This window comes from Ruegeria sp. AM2 (assembly GCF_056540685.1).
The window spans coordinates 82815-103584 of record NZ_JBQFXE010000012.1; the positions used below are offsets into that span (position 1 = coordinate 82815).

Sequence of the window (20770 nt, forward strand, 5' to 3'; positions counted from 1 at the left end):
CGTTGGTCTGTGGATCAGGCGATGAAGTCGTCGTCTGTCAGGTCGCCGGCATTGACGCCTTCCAACCGGACCGAGTTGTCGGAGGCGAAGGACAGCAGCACATCGTCGCCGTCTTGCGCCACGTTCAGCGGACCTTCGAAGTCGCCAAAGTCCAACCGGTCGAACCCGGCCTGGAAGTCCTGGATGACGTCGTTGCCAAAGTCGCCCTCGAACACGAAGGTGTCGTTGCCAGCGCCACCGATCAGGATGTCATCGCCACCCTCACCGTTCAGCACATCGTCACCTGCCTGACCGTTCAGGGTGTTCGACCCCGAGTTGCCGGACAGAATGTCGTTGCCGCCATTCGGGCTGCCAGCGTTGTTCGAACCGTTGATGTTCTCGAACCCGAACACTTGATCCAGCGTGGCCCCTTCCGGCGCGTTGACCTGTGCAACACCGTTGCCGTCCTCATCGAGGTCCAGAACAACGCCCGGCCCTGCCGTGAACAGCGCGGTATCGATGCCTTCGCCACCGATGATGACATCCGCACCACCGAAGGAATGGATCGCATCGTTGCCGGCACCGCCGTCGAGGATGTTGAACTCGTTGTTGCCAAGGATCAGGTCATCGCCGCTGGTGCCGATGACGTTTTCAAAGTCATCGATTTCGGCCACGATTTCGCCGTTCTGGATGATGGCACCGTCCTGCGGTCCTTCATCACCATTGCCAGCCGGGTTCGGAGCCGGACCGCTGAGGTCCAGATCAACGGTGACACCGCTGAAGCCCGATACGTCGATGGTGTCGCTGTCGTCCGAGCCAACAACCCGCTCGATCGAGCTGAGGACATCCGTCTCGACCTGGTTGTCGATGACGTCTGCTCCGATCACACCGGTTCCGCCAGTGGCATCGGTGTCCAGCGTTGCACCGGCATCAACCAGCGTGTCCTGAACCACCGGGCCGTTCTGACCGGCAGGTGCATTGTGCAGGTGGATCGCGGAAACAACACCCGGGATCGGGGTCTGCAGGTCAGCTTCGTTCAGACCGGTGACGCTCAGCTCGCTGGAATAGGTGACTTCGCCGGTTTCCAGGTTCTGAACGACCGTTGCCGTTGCGAAACCAGTGGCTTCACTGTCGGACAAGGGTCCCGGTTCCTGCGCCGCATCCAGCGGACCGCTCAGCGTGATGGTGCGGATACCGTCCACCGTGACATCACTGTCAACCAGCAGCTGGCCGCGGATTTCACCACCCGGGAAATCTGCGGTGTGGATGTTGTAGTACAGGTTGTTGGCTGCAGCCTGTTCCACAAACGCCGCACCATCAGCGATGGCCGAGCCGAACTGGCCAGGGTTCGAGACGGACGAGTTGACAACGCTGACGTTGAAGCCAGTGTCGCGCACCGCCGTGCCGTTCCCATTCGCGTCCAGGCTAACTTTGACCGACACATCGAGATCCGAGAAATCTGCGGTGTCAAAGCCTTCACCACCTTCGATGAAGTCGTTTCCAAGGCCGCCAACGATCACGTTGTCACCGTCACCAGCGATCAGAACGTCATCCCCAGCACCGCCGTCGATGACACCGTTGATCTGACCGAGGTCTACAACGATGTCATCTCCGGCACCCAGCAACACGTTACCATTTACCACACCTTCGTCATCGTTAACGAATGTCACTGAGCCTGCCTCGGTCGCGTCAATTGCGTTGGCCTGACCCGAGATTTCACCTTCGTTGATGATTGCGCCCAGAATGTTCAGGCCACCATCAATGCGGATACCCGCCGCTGCGTCGCTGTCTTCCGACCCTGCAATCACACCGCTGTTCTGCACCAGACCGGCAAAGCTCGCGTCTTCAACATTGCTGAACAGACGCAGGCCATCGCCTACCTGATTGCCTTCAGTCGCGTCGCCACGACCCTGGAACGTGCCTTCGTTGAAGATCGCGGCTGACACCACGTCTCCGTCCACGTCACCGGTTTGCAGCGAGACAGCCGAGCCATTGTTGCCGAAACCTGCGTCCACCAGACCGGTGTTGGTGAAGGTATAGTTGTCAGCGGTGCTGTCGGCGTAAACCGTACCGTTGCGCTGATCGCCGGTGCCGAGAATGTCGCCTTCGTTCACGACCTCCAACCCGTCACCGTCGATGTTCAGCGCGCGGCTGTCCGAGGTCACGGTCCCGGTGTTCAGGAACGAACCACCCGCGTGATCACCCGTGCCGAAATAGACACCGTTCTGCACACCCGCGATCAGGCCCGAGTTGGTCAGCGTGCCCTGGAAGTTCACGTTGTTGACCACGCGCACACCGGCAACGGTGCCATTTGCGCCTTCGGACAGGATGGTGCCGGTGTTGGTGATGGTCGCATCGGTTGTACCAGAGTTGCCGACATTGCCGACCCGCACACCATCACCTGCAAGACCGATATTGGCAGCGGCATTGCCACGACCGATGATGATCCCGTCATTTTCCAGCGTGAAGGTGTTTGCACCGTCCTCGGCACCGCCGATTTCAGCACCAAAACCCGAGCCCTGATTGTGCTCGCCCGCATCGATCAGACCATTGGCCAGGTTGCGGACCGAGAAATCATCCGCCGTACCATCGGCGTAAACCGTACCGTTGCGCTGATCGTCGGTGCCCAGAATGGTGCCACCGTTGGTCAGGTCAACTCCGGTGCCGTCAATGTTCACCGCACGGCTGCCCGATTGGATGGTGCCAAAGTTCAGCACGTCCAGATCATGTTCGGCCTCACCGATATACAGGCCATTGCGGACCCCTTCGATCACACCGGTCGAGGTGTTCAGGATTCGACCCTCAGCCGCTGCGCCATCAGCGATGCGAATACCGCCTGCGGTGCCCTGATTGCTTTCGGACGAAATCAGACCGCTGTTGACGATATCGGTTTCCGAAATGGTGCCTTCCGCACCGTTGTTGATCCGAATACCATCTCCGGCGCCTGGCGTGTTCGATGCGTCTTGGCCGCGACCCTGAATGGTCGCACCAAAGCCGTTGAACAGGGTGTTGGACACACGGTCACCGACCTCATCTCCCACCTGGAACGACACACCGGCCCCATTGTTGCCGTCGCCCGCGTCGATCGTGCCGCCCGAGAAGTTGCTGATGCTGACATCTTCGGCGGTCGAGTTGGTATAGATCGTGCCGTTGCGCTGATCGCCGGTGCCGATGATGTCGCCAAAGTTGCGAACGCTGACGCCTTCGCCCTGAATATCAACCGCGCGGCTGTCGGACGAAATGACACCGCCCCGGAAATTGTCCAGGCTGCCCGAACTGCCCGCGCCTGCAAACTGAACGCCGTTGAACTCGCCTGCAATCTCACCAAAGTTGCGAATGTCGGCGCTGCCCGTAACCTGAACACCTGTTGCCAATGCGTCAGGGCCCGAGTTCGCCTCGATGCTGCCCGAACGGAAGTTGAAGACCTGCGCGTTCTCACCTTCGACGGAAACAGCCGCCACCGCGTTGTTGGTGGTGATCTGCCCAAAGTTCAGAAGACGCGCAAAGTCATTGTCCAGCAGAAACGCCGGCGTGTTGTCGACAACGGTGTTCTGGAAAAAGCCGTTGCTGAGGGTCTGCCCGTCACGGACAGTCTCTTGGGCCAGTGACGAGGTCGTCAGCAATCTGGCGCGCAAGGAAGCGAGGAAGTCGGAAAGCATTGGGATCTCCTTGGTTGCATGTGTCACGCGGAGGTCCAACCGGTGGGCCGTCTGTCCGCTGTCTCAACAAGTGCGGAGGGGTCCCGGTTTTTGAAATTCTTCCTTTGAATGGGGCGTATAACCAACGCAAATAATCACGCGGATCGCGAGGATGCGTCATAATTTTAGTTATATTTTTCATATTATTACGCAGTATTCACGCAAGGGCAAAATCTATTCACTGACAGCGGATCACTAAAAAGTGGGAGCAGGTGACCCCTAATGTCCGTCTGAATCCAAAGATATCGGACGCGTTATCCCACCGGACGAAATCTCAGTTGTCTGATGTGACGGCTTTCTTGCCCAGAGTCGCATTGCGCGATGCAACCGTGCCTTGAGGTGGCGTATGGAAGATGTGCTGGCGCATTGTCTCGATGATTTCCGGGTCCGGATATTGCGGACGGGTCAACGCCCCCAATTCCCGCATGTTGCCCTTGTCGTCGAAGGGCAGAAAGGACAAGCCAAAGCCGTCCCGCTTGAATTGCTCGGCGGCAATTGCGTTCACCATTGTGCAGGCGTCACTTTGGGCCACATATCTGCAGACGGTCTCGAACCGTGCGGTCGTGACATCGATGCCGGTTTCTTCCGCCACGGCGTCCGAGGGATCGGGCAGATCGCGTTCCAGATCATAGCCAAAAGAAATCGGAAACCGGATCAGCTGATCCGCAGGCACTTCGTGCGCCCAAATGCTGGACTTGCGGCTGAGCGGATGGCCTGAGCGAACACCCAGATAGAGCGGCTCTAACCACAGCGACGTGAAATCCATTGGTCTTTGCGACCCGCGATATATCTGATCAAAGCTCTTGCGCGCAATGAAACCCATATCGACGGACCGGTCCTCGACCATCTTGGCCAGAGCGACGGGGTATTCCTCGACGATGATGATTTTTCGGTCCGGAACGGCCTGCGCAAAAAGGTCCCGGAAATACAACGAAAGATAGGCCGCCAGAGTAGGGGTCATGCCCAACCGAATGGGGGTTCGTTCCGTTGTCCGGTGGCGGCGGGCGATATCGCCGATGGTATCGACGATATCGGTTATTTTCCGGATTTGATCGATAAGGTCTTGTCCAAAAGCCGTCAGATGGACGCCGTCCTTGGTCCGTTCAAAAATCTCAACACCCAGTTCGGCTTCAAGCTTTTTGATCTGGTTCGACAATGCCGGCTGACTAACGGCCGTAGCCTGAGCGGCCCGGGTGAAATTCTGATGTTCGGCAACGGCAAGAACATATTGAAGATCACGAAGATTCATCTGTCTTGGCTCAATAATCGGGCCGGGCAGTCGGTTTGCCCGGTGGAAAATGATGCGCGGCAAGGGCATCGCACTTGTGCCCAACACGCGCTGCCTGGACCCTGCACGCCGATCAGGCGGCAGGCAACAAGCTTTCGCCAAAGTCTCGAAATCGTGAGGTTATGTGTGCGTCTCCGCCGCAAAGTCCGGCATCAGATCTTGAACTGGTCTTACAATCGCGTCACAGGGCAAACACAGAAGCCAATCAACGCGACAGCGACAACCCGAGAACCGGCGACGTCCGGTCAACCTCATGCACCTGGGTTACATCATTCGAATCCACTTGGACAGTCAGACGCTGTGCGTTTTCGAAACGCTGGAAATAGGCAAAACTGATGCTGTTCAAATCCTGGATACTCTGACATTGCACCATGTATTCCGCGTGAAAGCTGGTGCGACTGCGCCGCGCGGTCGATCCGGTGGTGCCTTGGGCAAACGCTTCACCGCTTAGTGTGACATTCGCCGAACTTGTCATGCACCCCGCCTCGGGCGGGGGCGAGAAAATCTCGAGCGGGTCCGACAATTGCGACATTGCCGTGGCGACCTGCGCGCGATCCTCGTCGTTTTCGGCTGCGTCTTCAAATCCTACGATCTCGGCACTGGGCACATGCAGAACTAGGCTCAGTTCCGCTCCCATCACCGACAATGTCAAATGTCCCGTGACCTGCCCATTGACGTCATCACCCGACCCTTCCTGAGCCGAAAGCGCAGCAGGCAGGAGCATGAGGGCAATTGCTGCGCTTTTCATGATACTCACCAAATTCACACAAATCCTTACAATCATTTTAGTAAATCTGCGGTTTTGCGCAATGATGAACAGGTTGTAGTGACCCCCCAGATTTGGTGGGGCAAATATGGCGCGCCATAACCCGAGTAAAAAACTCAGATTGACATTTCTGACTGATTAACTCAGAAAACGGCGAGCCGCTCCTGGCGACATCGGAACCAAAATCGAAATTCATCAGAAAGATCAAACAAATGACCAGATTGTTGACCGCATCCGGCGCCCTGACGTTATGCCTTGCAAGCACTGCTCTTGCCGACGCGCCCTCGAAAAGCGATGTGTTGGGCAATTATGCCGACATTGCCGCAGCTAAATACGAAGACTGTCTGATTGCTGCAAAATCTTTGGCGGCGGCGATTGACGCTTTGGTGGCCAACCCCTCTGACGCAACCCTGAACGCGGCCCGTACCGCCTGGGTGGCGGCTCGGGTGCCGTATCAACAGACCGAGGTTTACCGGTTTGGCAACGCGATCGTTGACGACTGGGAGGGCAAGGTGAACGCCTGGCCACTGGACGAAGGGCTGATTGACTACGTCGATGCCGCCTATGGTGGTCCATCGGACGAAAACGAATTTGCGGTATTGAACGTGATCGCGAACCCAAGCTTTGAACTATCCGGCGAAACCATCGACGCCGCCCAAATTACACCGCAACTTCTGGCGGACACGTTGCACGAGGCAGACGGGATCGAAGCGAATGTGGCCACTGGTTATCACGCGATCGAGTTTCTGCTGTGGGGTCAGGACCTGAACGGTCATGGTCCCGGAGCAGGAAACCGCCCCTGGACGGACTATGCGCAGGGTGATGCCTGCACCGGTGGCAATTGTGATCGCCGCGCGCAATACCTGCAGGCGGCAACGAACCTTTTGATCAGCGATCTGGAGTGGATGACTGCCCAGTGGGAAGACGGCGGCGCGGCGCGTGTCGCCCTAACTGAAAGCGAGGATGCGGGCGTCAGCGCCATCCTGACCGGCATGGGTTCATTGTCCTACGGTGAGCAGGCAGGGGAGCGGATGCGTCTTGGCCTAATGCTGAACGATCCCGAAGAAGAGCATGATTGCTTTGCCGACAATACTCATAACAGCCACTATTATGACGGGCTGGGCGTGCAGAACGTGTATCTTGGCAGCTATACGCGCATCGACGGGACTCCGGTCAGTGGGGCGTCGCTGTCCGATCTGGTGATCGCAACTGACCCGACGCTGGACGCCGAGATGAAAGCCAAGCTGGCCAATACCATGCTGGCGCTGGGAAGGATCAAGTCAACAGCCGAGGCCGGGTTCGCCTATGACCAGATGCTGGAACAGGGCAATGCGGGCGGTGAGGCGCTGATCATGGGTGGCGTGAACGGCTTGATTGATCAAACCAAGACCATCGAACGGATCGTGGGGGCGCTTGAACTGGGCCAGATCGAGTTTGAAGGCTCGGACAGCCTGGATAATCCCGGTGCAGTCTTTGAATAAGCGGTCGCGTTCGTAATCCGGTGACCGTGCCTGAAAGCGCCCCGGTAGCGCTTTCGGGCACGGGTGCGCTGAATCGCGCATGGACCCGGATTGAATAACTGACTATTTGACTAAGAAAACAAAACCGGGCCTGAGTCGCCATGATTGTATGCCACTGCACCAACATCTCTGACCATGACATCCGCGCCGCGATCGATTGGATGCGGGCGTCCGATCCACAAACGCTGATCACGCCCGGAAAAATCTATCATGCCCTTGGGAAGTCCGCGGACTGTGGCGGATGCATGCCGCTTTTTCTGGACTCGATGCGCGCCAGCGATAAGCTGGAGGTTCCCATGCAGCTTCGAGCCTTGCGGCGCGATGCAATACAGGAGAGTGCAGATGAAGGGCGATCCCAAGGTAATCGAATATCTCAACAAATCCCTGCGGCATGAACTGACGGCTGTCAGCCAGTACTGGTTGCACTACCGTTTGCAGGAAGACTGGGGCTTGGGCCACATGGCCAAGAAAAGCCGCGAGGAAAGCATCGAAGAGATGGGCCACGCGGACAAGTTAATCGAACGGATCATCTTTTTGGAAGGTCACCCGAACCTTCAAAAGCTTGACCCGCTGAGGATCGGCCAGAACCCCAAGGAAACTCTGGAGTGTGATCTGGCTGCCGAAAATGACGCGCGTGCCTTGTACGTCGAAGCCCGCGAATACTGCCGTGAGGCTGGGGACTATGTCTCGATGTCCCTGTTTGAGGAATTGATCAGCGACGAAGAAGGTCACATCGACTTTCTGGAAACACAGCTTGATCTGTATGAAAGGATTGGCGAAGCCAACTATGCGCAACTCAACGCATCGAAGATGGACGAAGAAGAGTAACCTTGCCCTCTTGCTGGTGGTCGCCCTGGCGGCCACCCCTTCCCTGTCAGCCGAACTGCAGGATACCCACCTCAGCACCCTTCCCCGCACAGCCGAAGAACGCACCCGAATCGAGGCTGCGACAGCTGCGCCGACCGATTTCAGCGTCCCACAGAGGTTCGAAGACCTGAGCGCAGGCGCGGCCACCGTCCGTGCCCGCACCGATGCCGACGCATTTTCGCAGCCATCCGGGAATCTCAGCTTTGAACAGGAATTGGATTTCAAAGTCGGCAACGGGCTGTTCAAGAAGGTCTGGGTGTCAGCCCCCTCATCCACTTTGGCGTCGGACGGACTGGGCCCGCTGTTCAACGCCCGGTCCTGTCAACGGTGCCACATCAAGGACGGCCGGGGGCATACGCCGAACGGTCCCGATGACAACGCGATTTCCATGTTCCTGCGGGTCTCCATACCCGGTACGCCAGATGATACGCCATCCGAGATCCAGGACTATATCGCGACGATACCGGAACCCAACTATGGCGGCCAATTGCAGGATTTCGCGCTGCCAGGGCATCCCGCCGAATACAGGCTGGACATCACCTACGAGGAAATACCAGTGACCTTGTCGGACGGGGAAACCGCATCCTTGCGCAAGCCGACCTACAAGGCGGCCGATCTTGGGTATGGTCCGATGCATCCCGACGCGATGCTCAGCCCCCGCGTCGCGCCTCAGATGATTGGTTTGGGATTGCTCGAAGCCATTCCGGTCGACGATATTCTGGCCAATGCGGATCCCGAGGATAGCGATGGTGACGGCATTTCAGGCCGAGCTAATATCGTCTGGTCGACCGAATTTGGTGAACCCATGCTGGGTCGGTTCGGGCACAAGGCCGGTATGCCGACGATCATGGAACAATCGGCGGCAGCCTTTGCCGGTGACATTGGGATTTCAAGCCCGCTCTATCCCTTGCCGCACGGCGATTGCACAGACGCGCAGGCGAAATGCGTAGACGCCCCGCACGGTGATCAGGACATACGCGTGCACGAGATTGACGATACGGGGATGGACCTGGTTGCGTTTTACAGCCGCAACCTGGGCGTTCCCGCGCGGCGCGACACAACCGACGCCGAAGTGCTGCGCGGCAAAGAGGTTTTTTACAACGCAGGTTGCGCGTCGTGCCATACACCGGCTTTTGTGACCCACCGCATGCCGGACCGACCCGAGCATAGTTTTCAGCTGATCTGGCCCTATAGCGACCTGCTGTTGCACGATATGGGCGAAGGTCTGGCCGACAACCGGCCAGAAGCTCGCGCAACCGGCCGAGAATGGCGCACTGCACCGCTTTGGGGCATTGGAATGACCGAGCGTGTATCTGGTCACGCGCAATTCCTGCACGACGGCCGCGCCCGGTCGCTGTTGGAGGCGATCCTGTGGCATGGCGGCGAGGCCGAGGCAGCCCGCGATCAGGTGGTCTCTATGCCGAAGCCAGACCGCGATGCGCTGATCCGTTTTCTGGAAAGCTTGTAAACGTGCGCCTCGTGTCCGTCATCGCCGCACTGCTCTTGCCGCTGACCGCGCAGGCGCAGGACCGCACCCCACTCCTGAGAGACGTAACCGACGCGCACATTCTGCCACGGTTTGCAGATCTTTCTGGGGCAACATCCCAATTGTCGTCAACGGCACAGACCGATTGTGTCCCCACTTCTGAGGAACTGCGAACCGCCTACGGCGTCGCCTTCGACGCATGGATTTCCGCCAGCCACCTGCGCTTTGGCCCGTCCGAGGTCGATGACCGCGGCTTTGCAATGGCCTTCTGGCCAGACACCAAGGGATTCACGCCCAAGTCGCTCTCGAAGTTAATCGCAGCCGAGGACGACGTTGTCGAAGACCCGGGTACTTTCGCAGAAACCTCAATCGCTGCGCGGGGCTTCTTTGCGCTCGAGCGGATGCTCTACGATCCGGTATTGGCCGAACAAGGCAGCGATGCCTATCGTTGTGCCCTGATCCTTGCCATTGCCACGGACATCAACCGAAACGCAGGGGCGATGAACACGGGTTGGCAGGACTATGCGTCCAGCCTGACGCAGCCTGGTGGTGACAGCCCCTATCGGTCCGAAGATGAAGCGCTGCAAGAGCTGTTCAAAGCCCTTTCAACGGGGCTGCAATTCACCGCCGAGACACGACTGGGCCGTCCTTTGGGAACGTTTGACCGACCGCGGCCCAACAGGGCCGAAGCGCGCCGATCCGAACGCTCCCTCCGTCACATCGAATTGTCCTTGGTTGCACTACGGGACCTTGCAGCGCGTCTGTCTACGGACCATCCCGATATCGCTGCCGAGTTGGACGCTGCGTTTGTCCAAGCCATTGGCCGTTCTCAGTCGATCGACGATCCCGCTCTGTCCGGTGTCGCCGATCCACAGGGCCGGTTTAGGGTCGAGGCGCTGCAACAGACAATCAATGACATCCGCACGATTGTAACGACAGAGTTGGGCCCGACCTTGGGTATCAGCGCCGGGTTCAATTCACTGGACGGGGATTGAACCATGCCGACACGCCGCAAGTTTCTGGCCGGATTTACAGCCGCTGGCCTTGCCCCACGGACCGGCTGGTCTCAGGTTGGCTCACCAGCGTTTTTAGCCGCCGCACTATTTCCCGATGGCACCTACAGGCTGGCCGGATTGGACCGGCATGGCGCAGTCTTGTTCTCGTTGCCTTTGCCTGATCGCGGGCACGCTGCGGCGGCCCATCCCAACAAACCTCTGGCCGTTGCCTTCGCGCGCCGTCCCGGCACATTCGCGCTTGTGATCGATTGCGCCAGCGGCCAGGAATTGGCGCGATTGCAAGCGCCGAACGGGCGTCATTTCTACGGCCACGGCACTTTCACATCCGATGGGCAACGGTTTCTGACAACCGAGAATGACTACGAGGCCGCAGAAGGCGTCGTCGGCGTTTGGGACGCAACAAGCTTTGAACGTCTCGCAGAGTTCCCATCGGGCGGAACTGGCCCGCATGACATCCGCTTGATGCCCGACGGCAAAACTCTGGTCATCGCCAATGGCGGCATCGAAACACATCCCGACTCAGGCCGTGCAGAGCTGAACCTGCCATGGATGCAACCCAACCTGACTTACTGCGACCTGTCCGGAACGATGTTGGATCAAGTTCATATGCCCGACGGGCTTCACAAAAATTCAATCCGACACCTTGCTGTGCGCAAGGACGGGCTGGTCGCATTTGCGATGCAGTGGCAGGGCGATCTGTCCGAAGCTCCACCCTTGTTGGGACTTCACAGACTTGGGCGCGCGCCCACGCCGCTCTCTGCTCCAAATGATCTTCATGGCACAGTGCAAGGCTACGCAGGCAGCGTCGCCTTTTCCTTGGATGGCAAAACCGTCGCGATCACCTGCCCGCGCGGCAATGCGCTGCATCAATTTGACGCCGAAACTGGCCAGTTCATAGGCGCTTTACCTTTGGAAGATGTCTGCGGTCTGAGTGCCGGACCAAATGGCCTGACCTTTACCACCGGTACCGGAGCCTTCGGCTCAATCGGCGACACCACGGCCTGGGTTGAGACCAGTGTCGAATGCAAATGGGACAACCATCTGGTCCCAATCCGGGCGTCGGCATAAATTCGGCAATTCGCGTCACATAGATTACACTTGGACGAATCAAAATGCTGCCGTATTGGCGGGCGCGACACCGGCACCCTCTCGTTAAGGACTGACTTGATTGAAACAGACGCCCGACGCACCGCATTCCATCTACGGGGTTGAGAAATGGGGCCGAGGCCTCATCGAGGTGACGGAGCAGGGAGAGATCGGTTTGCGCAATCCGCTGTCTCCGGACACGGCGGCGATCAGCCTGCCCGGTATCCTCAGCGATCTGGATGACCGAGGGATCAAAGCGCCGATGCTGCTGCGGGTTTCGTCCTATCTGGAACATGAGATCGCGCATCTGAACGAAAGCTTTGCCGACGCCATCGCGCGGGTGGGCTACAAAGGCTCCTATCGCGGTGTTTTCCCGATCAAGGTGAACCAACAGGCACAGGTCGTGGACCGGATTGTCGAGTTCGGTAAGAAATACAACTATGGGCTTGAGGCCGGCTCCAAGCCCGAACTGGTCGTTGCGCTAGCCCATCGTCTGGCCCCTGAGGCGCTGATCGTCTGCAACGGTGTCAAGGATGCCGAATTCATCCAACTGGCTATCCTGTCCCGCAAGATCGGCTTCAATACGGTCATCGTGCTTGAAAGCCCGAAGGAGGCGGATACGGTGATCGAGGTCTACAAGGAACTTGGCATCGAGCCTCTGATCGGCGTGCGCGTCAAACTGACCAACCAAATCAGCGGTAAGTGGGAGGAAAGCTCGGGCGACCGATCCGCCTTTGGCATGAACACCGACCAGCTTGTCGCCACGGTGGACAAGCTGAAAGCAGCGGGCCTTTTACACTGCCTCAAGCTGCAGCACTCGCATCTGGGAAGCCAGGTGCAGGACGTGAACGACGTCCGCCGCGCCGTTGGTGAAGCCTGTCGCTACTACACCGAACTCACGCGCGAAGGTGTGCCGCTGACCCATCTGGACCTCGGCGGCGGCATGGGCGTGGACTATACGGGCGAAAAGAAAGCCGCTGAGAACTCGATCAACTATACGGTCGAGGAATACTGCGCCAACGTAGTCGAAACCGTGGCCTATGCGATGGATGAGGCCGAGATCGACCATCCCACACTGGTCACCGAAAGCGGCCGCGCCGTGGTGGCGACATCCTCGATGCTGGTGTTCAACGTGCTGGAAAGCACGCTTTACGACGCGCCCACCGGCCCCAAGGTGGAACCGGACGATCACCACATGGTCTCGGATTTGGCCGCCGTGCACGGTTATCTGTCCAGCGACCGCCTGCAGGAATGCTGGAACGACGCCAGCTTCTATCGCAACGAGCTGCGCGCGCTGTTCCGTCGTGGATACGTCGATCTGCGCCAGATGGCCCGGGCCGAGCGTATCTACCTGTCGCTGATGGCGCGCCTCAAGGCTCTGGCCGCCAGTGATGATCTGGCAACGGATGTGGATGATCAGCTTGAGAAAGTGGCCGATATCTACCACTGCAACTTCTCGCTGTTCCAATCCCTGCCTGATGTCTGGGCCATTGACCAGCTGCACCCGATCGTGCCGCTGCAGGGGCTGAACGAAACCCCCGATCGCCGCGCCGTGCTATCTGACATCACCTGCGACAGTGACGGCAAGATCGACCGGTTCATTCTGGCCGATGGCGTCTCACCCAGCCTGCCGGTGCATTCCCTGCCCGAGGATGACGAGTATTTCATGGGCGTCTTCTTCGTCGGCGCTTATCAGGAAACACTGGGCGACCTGCACAACCTGTTCGGTGACACCAACGTCGTCACCATCGACCTACGCGCCGATGGCGGGTTCGACCTGCTCCATGAACAAGAGGGCGACACGATCAGTCAGGTCCTGTCTTACGTCGAATTCGACCCGCAAGACTGCGTCGCCGCCTTCCGCAAAATGGTGGACGAAGCGATCTCGACGGGTACTCTGCAAGCCAAGGACCGCAAAACCCTGTTGAGCGCCTATCGCGACTCGATCAACGGCTACACCTATTACGAATAACCCCCTGAGAGGAGACGACCCCCATGGGAACTTTGAGTGGAAAAACACTGGTTGTCGGCGCGGGCGGCGTATCCCACGCAGCCGTGCACAAGATGGCGATGAATTCGGACATCTTCACCGAGATCACTCTGGCCAGCCGCACGAAATCGAAATGCGATGCTATTGCCGCAGCTGTTAAGGATCGCGTCGGTGTGGACGTTAAGACCGCCGAGCTGGACGCCTACAAGGTCGAAGACACGGTCAAGCTGATCAAGGAAACCGGCGCCGAGATCCTCGTAAACCTCGCCCTGCCCTATCAGGATCTGGTATTGATGGACGCCTGCCTTGAGGCCGGTATCCACTATCTCGACACCGCGAATTACGAGCCCGAGGATGAGGCCAAGTTCGAATACCACTGGCAGTGGGCCTATCAGGAACGGTTCAAAGCGGCGGGCCTGACCGCAATCCTCGGCTCGGGCTTCGATCCGGGCGTGACCAGCGTGTTTGCCAAATGGCTCAAGAAACACAAGCTGGACAAAATCCGCCAGATCGACGTTCTGGATGCCAATGGCGGCAGCAACGATCAGGAATTCGCCACCAACTTCAACCCCGAGATCAACCTGCGCGAAGTGCTGGCCGAAGTTCGTCACTGGGAAGGCGGCGAGTGGAAACACTCCCCCGCCATGACCCACAAGGTCGAGTTCGACTTCCCCGCCATCGGCCCCAAAAACATGTACCTGATGTATCACGAGGAACTGGAGTCGCTCAGCACTCACTTCCCCGAAATCGAACGCGCCCGCTTCTGGATGACCTTCGGCGACGCTTACATCACCCACGCCAAAGTGCTGGAAAATGTCGGCATGACCCGCATCGACCCGGTGATGCATGACGGCAAGGAGATCATCCCGATCCAGTTCCTGAAAACTCTGCTGCCCGACCCCGGCGATCTGGGTGCCGAAACCAAGGGCAAAGCCTGCATCGGTGACATCGCTACGGGTCAGGCCAAGGACGGCTCGGGCGAGAAAACCTACTACATCTACAACATCTGCGACCATGAAGAATGCTACGCAGAGGTCGGCTCCCAAGCCGTCAGCTACACCACCGGCGTCCCCGCCATGATCGGCGCGGCACAGGTGCTGAAAGGCAACTGGACCGAGCCCGGCGTCTGGAACATGGAACAACTAGACCCAGACGACTTCATGGACATGCTGAACACTCACGGCCTGCCCTGGCAAGTCCACGAACTCGACGGCCCCGTAGAATTCTAGATCCAGAACTTCATCTGGCCATAAATATCCCGGGGGTCCGGGGGCAGAGCCCCCGGCCTCTCCACAATCGGAGACGCCGGACATGTCCGACATGATGACGACCCAAGCCGGTGACGCCGGCGCCTTCCGCAATTTCGACCTCAGCCGCGTCCCCACCCCCTGCTTTGTGGTCGACGAAAAAGCGGTGGAGCGGAACTTGGTCATCCTCTCCGAGATCGGCACCCGCTCCGGCGCGCACGTCCTCAGCGCGCTCAAGGCGTTTTCAATGTTCTCACTTGCCCCACTGGTGCGCCAACACCTCGGCGGCACCTGCGCGTCCGGCATCTACGAGGCCCGACTGGGCCGCGAGGAATACGGTGGTGAAGTCGCAACCTTCTGCGCCGGGTACAAGGATGCGGATATCGATGAAATCCTGTCGCTATCCGACCACATCATCTTCAACTCGCCAGCTCAAAAAGACCGGTTTCTCTCCAAAGCCCAAACCGCGAATGTGCAGGTTGGCTTGCGCATCAATCCGGAACACTCCGAAGGCGAGATTCCCAAATATGATCCCTGCGCACCCTGCTCGCGCCTCGGGACACCCGTCAGCCAACTGTCCGAAGACACTCTGATCGGAGTAGACGGGTTGCACATGCACACGCTCTGCGAACAGGGGTTCGAACCGTTGCAACGCACTTGGGCTGCCGTTGAGCCGAAACTCAAACCCATCCTCGGTCATCTCAAATGGTTGAATTTCGGCGGCGGCCACCACATCACCCGCGACGACTACGACCGTGACGGGCTGGTGGCTTTCATCAAATCCATCCGCGCGAAATACGATGTCGCCATCTACCTCGAACCCGGCGAGGCCGTCGCACTGGACGCGGGAATTTTGGTCGGAGAAATCCTCGACCTGCCGACCAATGGCATGAACCTTGCCATCACCGATATCTCGGCCACCTGCCACATGCCCGACGTGATCGAGGCCCCCTATCGCCCCGCTCTGATGGATGAGGCCGAGACAGGCCATACTTACCGCCTTGGCGGGCCGTCATGCCTCGCGGGCGATGTGATCGGCGACTATACGTGGGACAAGCCGCTGGAGATCGGGCAACGCTTTGCCTTCCTCGATCAGGCGCATTATTCGATGGTCAAGACCAACACGTTCAACGGTGTTCCCCTGCCGACCATCGCCCTATGGAACAGCGAAACGGACAAACTGAAGATCATCAAACAGTTCGGCTATGACGACTTTAAGGACCGCCTCTCATGAGCATTTTCCTCGACAGTGAACTGACCGAAGCTGAGCGTTCGGATGACGCGCGCTTTCGCGTGATCCCGGTGCCGCTGGAACGCACGGTTTCTTATGGGTCCGGAACCGTCAAAGGCCCCGAGGCGATCATCGAGGCCAGCAATGAGCTGGAGCGCATCACCGGCCATGCAGAACCCTGCGTCGAGGGTATCTTTACCGAAACCCCACTGGATTGTGACGGCCCCTTGCCCGAGGTTATGGAACGCCTCGCCCAACGGACAGAAGCCGCCATTCGCGCGGGCAAGGTGCCCGTGACCCTGGGCGGAGAACACTCGCTCAGCTACGGCGCGGTGATGGGCGTGGCGCGGGCGCTGAACCAGCCCGTTGGGATCGTGCAGATCGACGCCCATGCCGATTTGCGCAAGGCCTATCAGGGCGAGAAACATTCGCACGCGTCAGTCATGCATCTGCTGGCCGAAGAGGGCGTCCGTCTGGCGCAATTCGGCGTGCGTGCATTCTCAACCGAAGAGGCCAAAAGCCGTCTGAAAAACCATGTCTTCCACGTCGACGCCGAGGAACTGGTCACCGGCAACATCCACGCCGTCGACCTGCCCGAAGACTTCCCCGAACTGGTCTATGTCAGCTTTGACGTGGACGGTCTGGACCCGTCCCAAATGCCCGCCACCGGAACACCGGTGCCGGGGGGGTTGGGATACTATCAGGCGTTGCGACTGGTCGAACACGCCCTGAAAGGCCGCAAATGCGTGGGCTTTGATGTAGTCGAACTTGCCCCTGATGGCAATGCGGCGTGGGATTTTACCGCCGCCCAAATCGTCTATCGCCTGATGGCGGCCTGTTAACTTTCAGAGGTTTCGTTCAACTCCATATGCCCCTCGCCCTTACTCAAAACACGGCGCAGCATGGGCTCGAAAAACTCCAGCGGTTTGGTCGGGTAATCCGGGTCAAACGCCTTCTGATCGTATTCATGGCAGAAATAGCGGCAGTCCTCCCAATAAGGGCTGTCGCAGTATTTGTCGCGCGCGTTGCGGTCTCCGCCAAGGTGGTGGTTGTAGTAATAGCCCTGAAACACGCAGTGATGTTTCAGAATCCAATGCGTCCGCGCACTGACATAAGGCTTCATCATCGCCGCTGAAAGCTCACCATGGTTGTAAGGCGACAGGATATCGCCCGTGTCATGGATCAGCGCGGCGACCACCAACTCCTCATCCGCACCATCCTCATAAGCGCGCGTGGCGGCTTGCAAGCTGTGCTGATAACGGTTGACCGGGTATGGCGTCCACTCTTCGTCCAGTGAACGGATCGCGTCCAAAATGCGATCGGGCAAAGCGGCATTATACGCCTCTTCATACTCCATCACGGCGTCCCAATCGGCCTTGGTCGCCTCTTCAAAACTGGTCCAGGTCGGTTTGTGGCTTTTGTCCAGCATGGCCCATCCTCTCGGCTTATTGGCAGAAGAACGGTACTGTGTTCCTGAATCCATGCAAAAGAAAATGATCGCCCGGCATCAACAAAATTTCTTCAGGCCGTGGATGCCAACCGCTGGCTTGCGCCTCTTCTGAATGGTCGACCCGCGAGTGCCAGAAACACCAGCGAAAGGCCGACGCCAGTGATCGCGGGGGTATATAATAGCCCCCATAGCCCCGGGTTCTGAATCACCAATGGCGAAACAAATCCCCGTACACCTTCAAGGATGACCAGTATCGTGAAGGCTCCCAAAATCTGTGGCCACAAGCCAAAGCGGGAAAAACTGCCGAGCATGAGCGACGAATACCCGACCAGAGCCACAGCAATGCAGATCGCGACCCAGGAAAAGCGCTGATGCAACTCATCAATCATCTGCCCTTCGGTGTATGCATCCGCCTCGGCAATCGATTTTCGATACAGAAGAAGCTCGGCAGTGGGAATGGATTCCAGGCTTCGCTGACCCATTTCCGTACCGTTGGTGACTTCGGAAATGTCATACGAGGCATCCTCGAACAATGTCGAGGAAAGCGTCTGTTCAGCTTCGTTGAGCCGCAGGGCCACACCATCCAACATCACCAGGTGCAGACCCGAGTTGTCGTTCACTAAATAGGCCGTTGCACTGGAATAGCTGGCCGGGTTTGCCTGATCCCGCAGGTCCGAAACAAACACCTCGTGCAGGGTGCCATCCAGATCGACGCGCCCGATATAGACCGTCACGCCACGCGCCGGATGCAGGAACTCTCCTTCGTTCAAGAGCTGCGCAGTCAGATCCCCCGCGACCTCTGCCTGCCGTAGCTCCAGCTGCTCCAGCGAGGCGGGACGCAGAAACACACTGATGATTGCCATCATCAGACCTGCGGTTAGACCAAACAAAAGCACTGGCCGCGCCAAACGCCAGGGGCTGGAGCCGGTTGCCAGCATGACAGTCAACTCGCTTTCCCGGCTCAGCCGATTGGTGGCGTAGACAGCAGCTGCGAACACAGCCATGGGCATCACGGTTCGGATCAACGTCGGAAGGGTAAGCGCTGTAAATTCAAGAAAGACGGTGGCTGATTGCCCGCCGCTGATCACCCTTTCAAACAGGCTGACAGAGCGGGTGATCCAAAAAACGCCGACCAGAACCAGAGTGAAAAATCCGAACAGGACAAGCAATTGCCGCAGGAAATATCCATCAAAGCGCGACATGAAACCCCATCCGCTGATCCGCCTTGCGTGGACAATATGACATTCGAAGACAAGAGGAAACCGGATACGCGCCTGCAGCGCAGTCCAAACCTCGGTTGCTGTCGCGCGACAACTTGAATTGGTTCTTTGAGTTTGTCTGAAATGGCAGGGGCAGCAGGGTTCGAACCCGCGACCTACGGTTTTGGAGACCGTCGCTCTACCAACTGAGCTATACCCCTGTGGTGCGCCATCAGATATGCCAGCATAGCGGCGGACTCAAGAGGCTTTTTCAGTTTTGTAGCGGGATGTCTAACCGACAAACACGTTGCACGCGGCGTCAGGTTGGTTAAGACGGCTAACACAGTGGGAAAGGTTGGCTGCCGTGAGCATCCGTAGAAGAATTGCAGACAGCGAAGCGGTCCTGAACTGGGCTGCCCGGCGGATTGCCGGGTATATCCGCATGGTCAACCGAAACACCCGCTGGCAACGGATTGGCTATGAAGAACTTGATCAGCTGGCAGAACAAGGCGAGCCGGTCATCGTTGTTCTCTGGCACCAGAGACTCGCGCAGTCGCCCTATTTCTTTCCGTTGGACAAGGGGCGTATTTGTTCGATCACGTCTGCAGCTCGGGCAGGCAGCATGGTCGGACGGGTCCAGAAGCTGTTCGGCATGGACACCATCGCCATGTCCAGCCGAAAACGCCACGTGGCTTTGTCACGAGAGGTTCTGGGCAAAATGAAACAGGGCATTTCGATCGGGATCGCCGCAGACGGCCCGCGCGGGCCAGAGCGTGTGTCCTCCACAGTGCCTCTGGTCTGGGCCCGTACGTCCGGCAAACGCGTGTTCGGCATCACATTTTCAGCGCGACATGGGCGCGAGGCCGGTACATGGGACCGGCTGTTGATGCCGCGCCCGTGGCGAAACGAAGGCGTTTTTCTGTGCCGAGAGTGGACAGACCACGTACCGCGCAAGGCCAGCGTAGAGCAGATCGAAGCGCTTCGTCTCAGCCTTGAGCAGCACATGAATGACATCACGGCCGAGGCGGACAGGCTGGTCGGGCGTGAGCCTTGGGTGCCGCGCGACTAACCCTTCTCACCTGACCTTATTAGATCTGTTCAGGCACTTCGTTGTGGCGAAACTCGTGATGCTCTCGCTCGCGCCGAAATTCACTGACATTGCAGTCAATCTCCTGATCATCACAGAGAATGGCATCACGCATGTCTTCCAGATCCTTGTTGTGCAGGATTTGCGTGCCGTAGTTCAGAAATTCAAAACCAAACATGTCATTCCCCTTTGTTGATTGACCATGTGCCAGGCGTTTGTCCGGCATTCATTGCTTCAACGATCAGGTGGGGTTTCAGGCTGTGTTTGGTGTGGAGGTCAGATTAAGAAATCTGCATCTAGTCCTAAATATGCAAAGGCCGCCCCATGGGAGCGGCCTCCTTTCGTTCAACCGATGGTCCGAGATTATTCGACGAATAATCTCAGCACCGTCACCGGTTATTCTACGATTTTCGACACAACGCCGGCGCCGACGGTGCGGCCGCCTTCGCGGATCGCGAAGCGCAGGCCGTTTTCCATCGCGATCGGTGCGATCAGCTCAACCTCGAACGACACGTTGTCGCCCGGCATAACCATCTCGGTGCCAGATGCCAGAGTAACCGTGCCGGTCACGTCTGTGGTCCGGAAGTAGAACTGCGGACGGTAGTTCGCGAAGAACGGAGTGTGACGACCGCCTTCTTCCTTGGTCAGGATGTAGGCTTCGGCTTCGAACTTGGTGTGCGGGGTCACCGAGCCGGGCTTACACAGAACCTGGCCACGCTCAACGCCGTCACGATCCACACCACGCAGCAGGGCGCCGATGTTGTCGCCTGCTTCACCGCGGTCCAGCAGCTTGCGGAACATCTCAACGCCGGTGCAGGTGGTTTTCGAAGTGTCGCGGATGCCGACGATTTCGATTTCGT

At 58.4% G+C, this 20770-nt stretch carries 18 protein-coding genes and 1 tRNA gene; 11 read left to right on the plus strand and 8 right to left on the minus strand.

The window, feature by feature from the left end; genetic code table 11:
* Positions 1-14: 14 nt before the first annotated feature.
* The 3 genes from ACR0CR_RS17810 to ACR0CR_RS17820 all read right to left on the minus strand — a co-directional run bounded on the left by ACR0CR_RS17810 (position 15) and on the right by ACR0CR_RS17820 (position 5713).
* Entirely contained in the window at positions 15-3638 is a 3624-nt protein-coding gene (locus ACR0CR_RS17810; RefSeq protein ID WP_480601724.1) for a beta strand repeat-containing protein, read from the minus strand.
* A 313-nt stretch (positions 3639-3951) separates the two neighbouring features.
* The gene (locus tag ACR0CR_RS17815; protein WP_480601727.1) at positions 3952-4926 is read right to left on the minus strand and encodes a LysR family transcriptional regulator; all 975 of its coding nucleotides are present in this window, start codon (positions 4924-4926) and stop codon (positions 3952-3954) included.
* 244 nt (positions 4927-5170) lie between these two features.
* Positions 5171-5713 (minus strand): ZrgA family zinc uptake protein, encoded by a 543-nt coding sequence (locus tag ACR0CR_RS17820; protein WP_480601729.1) that lies wholly within the window; start codon positions 5711-5713, stop codon positions 5171-5173.
* 230 nt (positions 5714-5943) lie between these two features.
* Here ACR0CR_RS17820 and ACR0CR_RS17825 point away from each other — a divergent pair, with 230 nt between their 5' ends.
* From ACR0CR_RS17825 to speB, 10 genes are all read left to right on the plus strand, one after another.
* Complete coding sequence (locus tag ACR0CR_RS17825) at positions 5944-7212, plus strand: imelysin family protein (RefSeq protein ID WP_480601730.1); 1269 nt, start codon at positions 5944-5946, stop codon at positions 7210-7212.
* 140 nt (positions 7213-7352) lie between these two features.
* Entirely contained in the window at positions 7353-7646 is a 294-nt protein-coding gene (locus ACR0CR_RS17830; RefSeq protein ID WP_480601733.1) for a (2Fe-2S)-binding protein, read from the plus strand.
* On the plus strand, positions 7594-8079 hold the full coding sequence (bfr, locus tag ACR0CR_RS17835) for a bacterioferritin (protein WP_480601734.1): 486 nt from the start codon (positions 7594-7596) through the stop codon (positions 8077-8079). Before ACR0CR_RS17830 ends, bfr begins: the two co-directional genes overlap by 53 nt.
* Before the next feature lie 16 nt (positions 8080-8095).
* Positions 8096-9586, plus strand: a complete 1491-nt coding sequence (locus tag ACR0CR_RS17840; RefSeq protein WP_480601758.1) for a di-heme oxidoreductase family protein — start codon at positions 8096-8098, stop codon at positions 9584-9586.
* Positions 9587-9588: 2 nt separating this feature from the next.
* Positions 9589-10599 carry an imelysin family protein gene (locus ACR0CR_RS17845; protein ID WP_480601736.1) on the plus strand — a complete coding sequence of 337 codons (1011 nt, stop codon included), beginning with the start codon at positions 9589-9591 and terminating at the stop codon, positions 10597-10599.
* 3 nt (positions 10600-10602) lie between these two features.
* A complete protein-coding gene (locus ACR0CR_RS17850) occupies positions 10603-11688 on the plus strand; it encodes a DUF1513 domain-containing protein (protein ID WP_480601738.1) in 1086 nt (361 codons plus the stop codon).
* A gap of 100 nt (positions 11689-11788) precedes the next feature.
* Positions 11789-13678: a biosynthetic arginine decarboxylase gene (gene speA / locus ACR0CR_RS17855; protein ID WP_480601740.1), complete on the plus strand. Its 1890-nt coding sequence runs from the start codon at positions 11789-11791 to the stop codon at positions 13676-13678.
* A gap of 23 nt (positions 13679-13701) precedes the next feature.
* A complete protein-coding gene (locus ACR0CR_RS17860; protein WP_480601741.1) occupies positions 13702-14925 on the plus strand; it encodes a saccharopine dehydrogenase family protein in 1224 nt (407 codons plus the stop codon).
* Between the two features lie 82 nt (positions 14926-15007).
* Positions 15008-16177, plus strand: coding sequence for a carboxynorspermidine decarboxylase (gene nspC, locus ACR0CR_RS17865; protein WP_480601743.1), 1170 nt, complete (start codon positions 15008-15010; stop codon positions 16175-16177).
* Positions 16174-17016: an agmatinase gene (gene speB / locus ACR0CR_RS17870; protein WP_480601744.1), complete on the plus strand. Its 843-nt coding sequence runs from the start codon at positions 16174-16176 to the stop codon at positions 17014-17016. Before nspC ends, speB begins: the two co-directional genes overlap by 4 nt.
* On the opposite strand, the gene ACR0CR_RS17875 is transcribed toward speB, so the two are convergent.
* The 3 genes from ACR0CR_RS17875 to ACR0CR_RS17885 all read right to left on the minus strand — a co-directional run bounded on the left by ACR0CR_RS17875 (position 17013) and on the right by ACR0CR_RS17885 (position 19044).
* On the minus strand, positions 17013-17603 hold the full coding sequence (locus ACR0CR_RS17875) for an HD domain-containing protein (RefSeq protein WP_480601745.1): 591 nt from the start codon (positions 17601-17603) through the stop codon (positions 17013-17015). The genes speB and ACR0CR_RS17875 overlap by 4 nt on opposite strands.
* A 92-nt stretch (positions 17604-17695) precedes the next feature.
* A complete protein-coding gene (gene lptF / locus ACR0CR_RS17880; RefSeq protein ID WP_480601747.1) occupies positions 17696-18826 on the minus strand; it encodes an LPS export ABC transporter permease LptF in 1131 nt (376 codons plus the stop codon).
* Between the two features lie 142 nt (positions 18827-18968).
* Positions 18969-19044, minus strand: a tRNA-Trp gene (locus ACR0CR_RS17885).
* Between the two features lie 143 nt (positions 19045-19187).
* On the opposite strand from ACR0CR_RS17885, the gene ACR0CR_RS17890 reads away from it, so the two are divergent.
* Positions 19188-19892 (plus strand): lysophospholipid acyltransferase family protein, encoded by a 705-nt coding sequence (locus tag ACR0CR_RS17890; RefSeq protein WP_480601748.1) that lies wholly within the window; start codon positions 19188-19190, stop codon positions 19890-19892.
* Between the two features lie 19 nt (positions 19893-19911).
* Here ACR0CR_RS17890 and ACR0CR_RS17895 read toward each other — a convergent pair whose 3' ends face one another.
* Together ACR0CR_RS17895 and ACR0CR_RS17900 are read right to left on the minus strand one after the other, a co-directional pair.
* A complete protein-coding gene (locus ACR0CR_RS17895) occupies positions 19912-20088 on the minus strand; it encodes a hypothetical protein (RefSeq protein WP_480601751.1) in 177 nt (58 codons plus the stop codon).
* A gap of 218 nt (positions 20089-20306) precedes the next feature.
* The coding region (locus ACR0CR_RS17900) for an EF-Tu C-terminal domain-related protein (protein ID WP_480601752.1) at positions 20307-20770 on the minus strand (464 nt) is incomplete at its 5' end.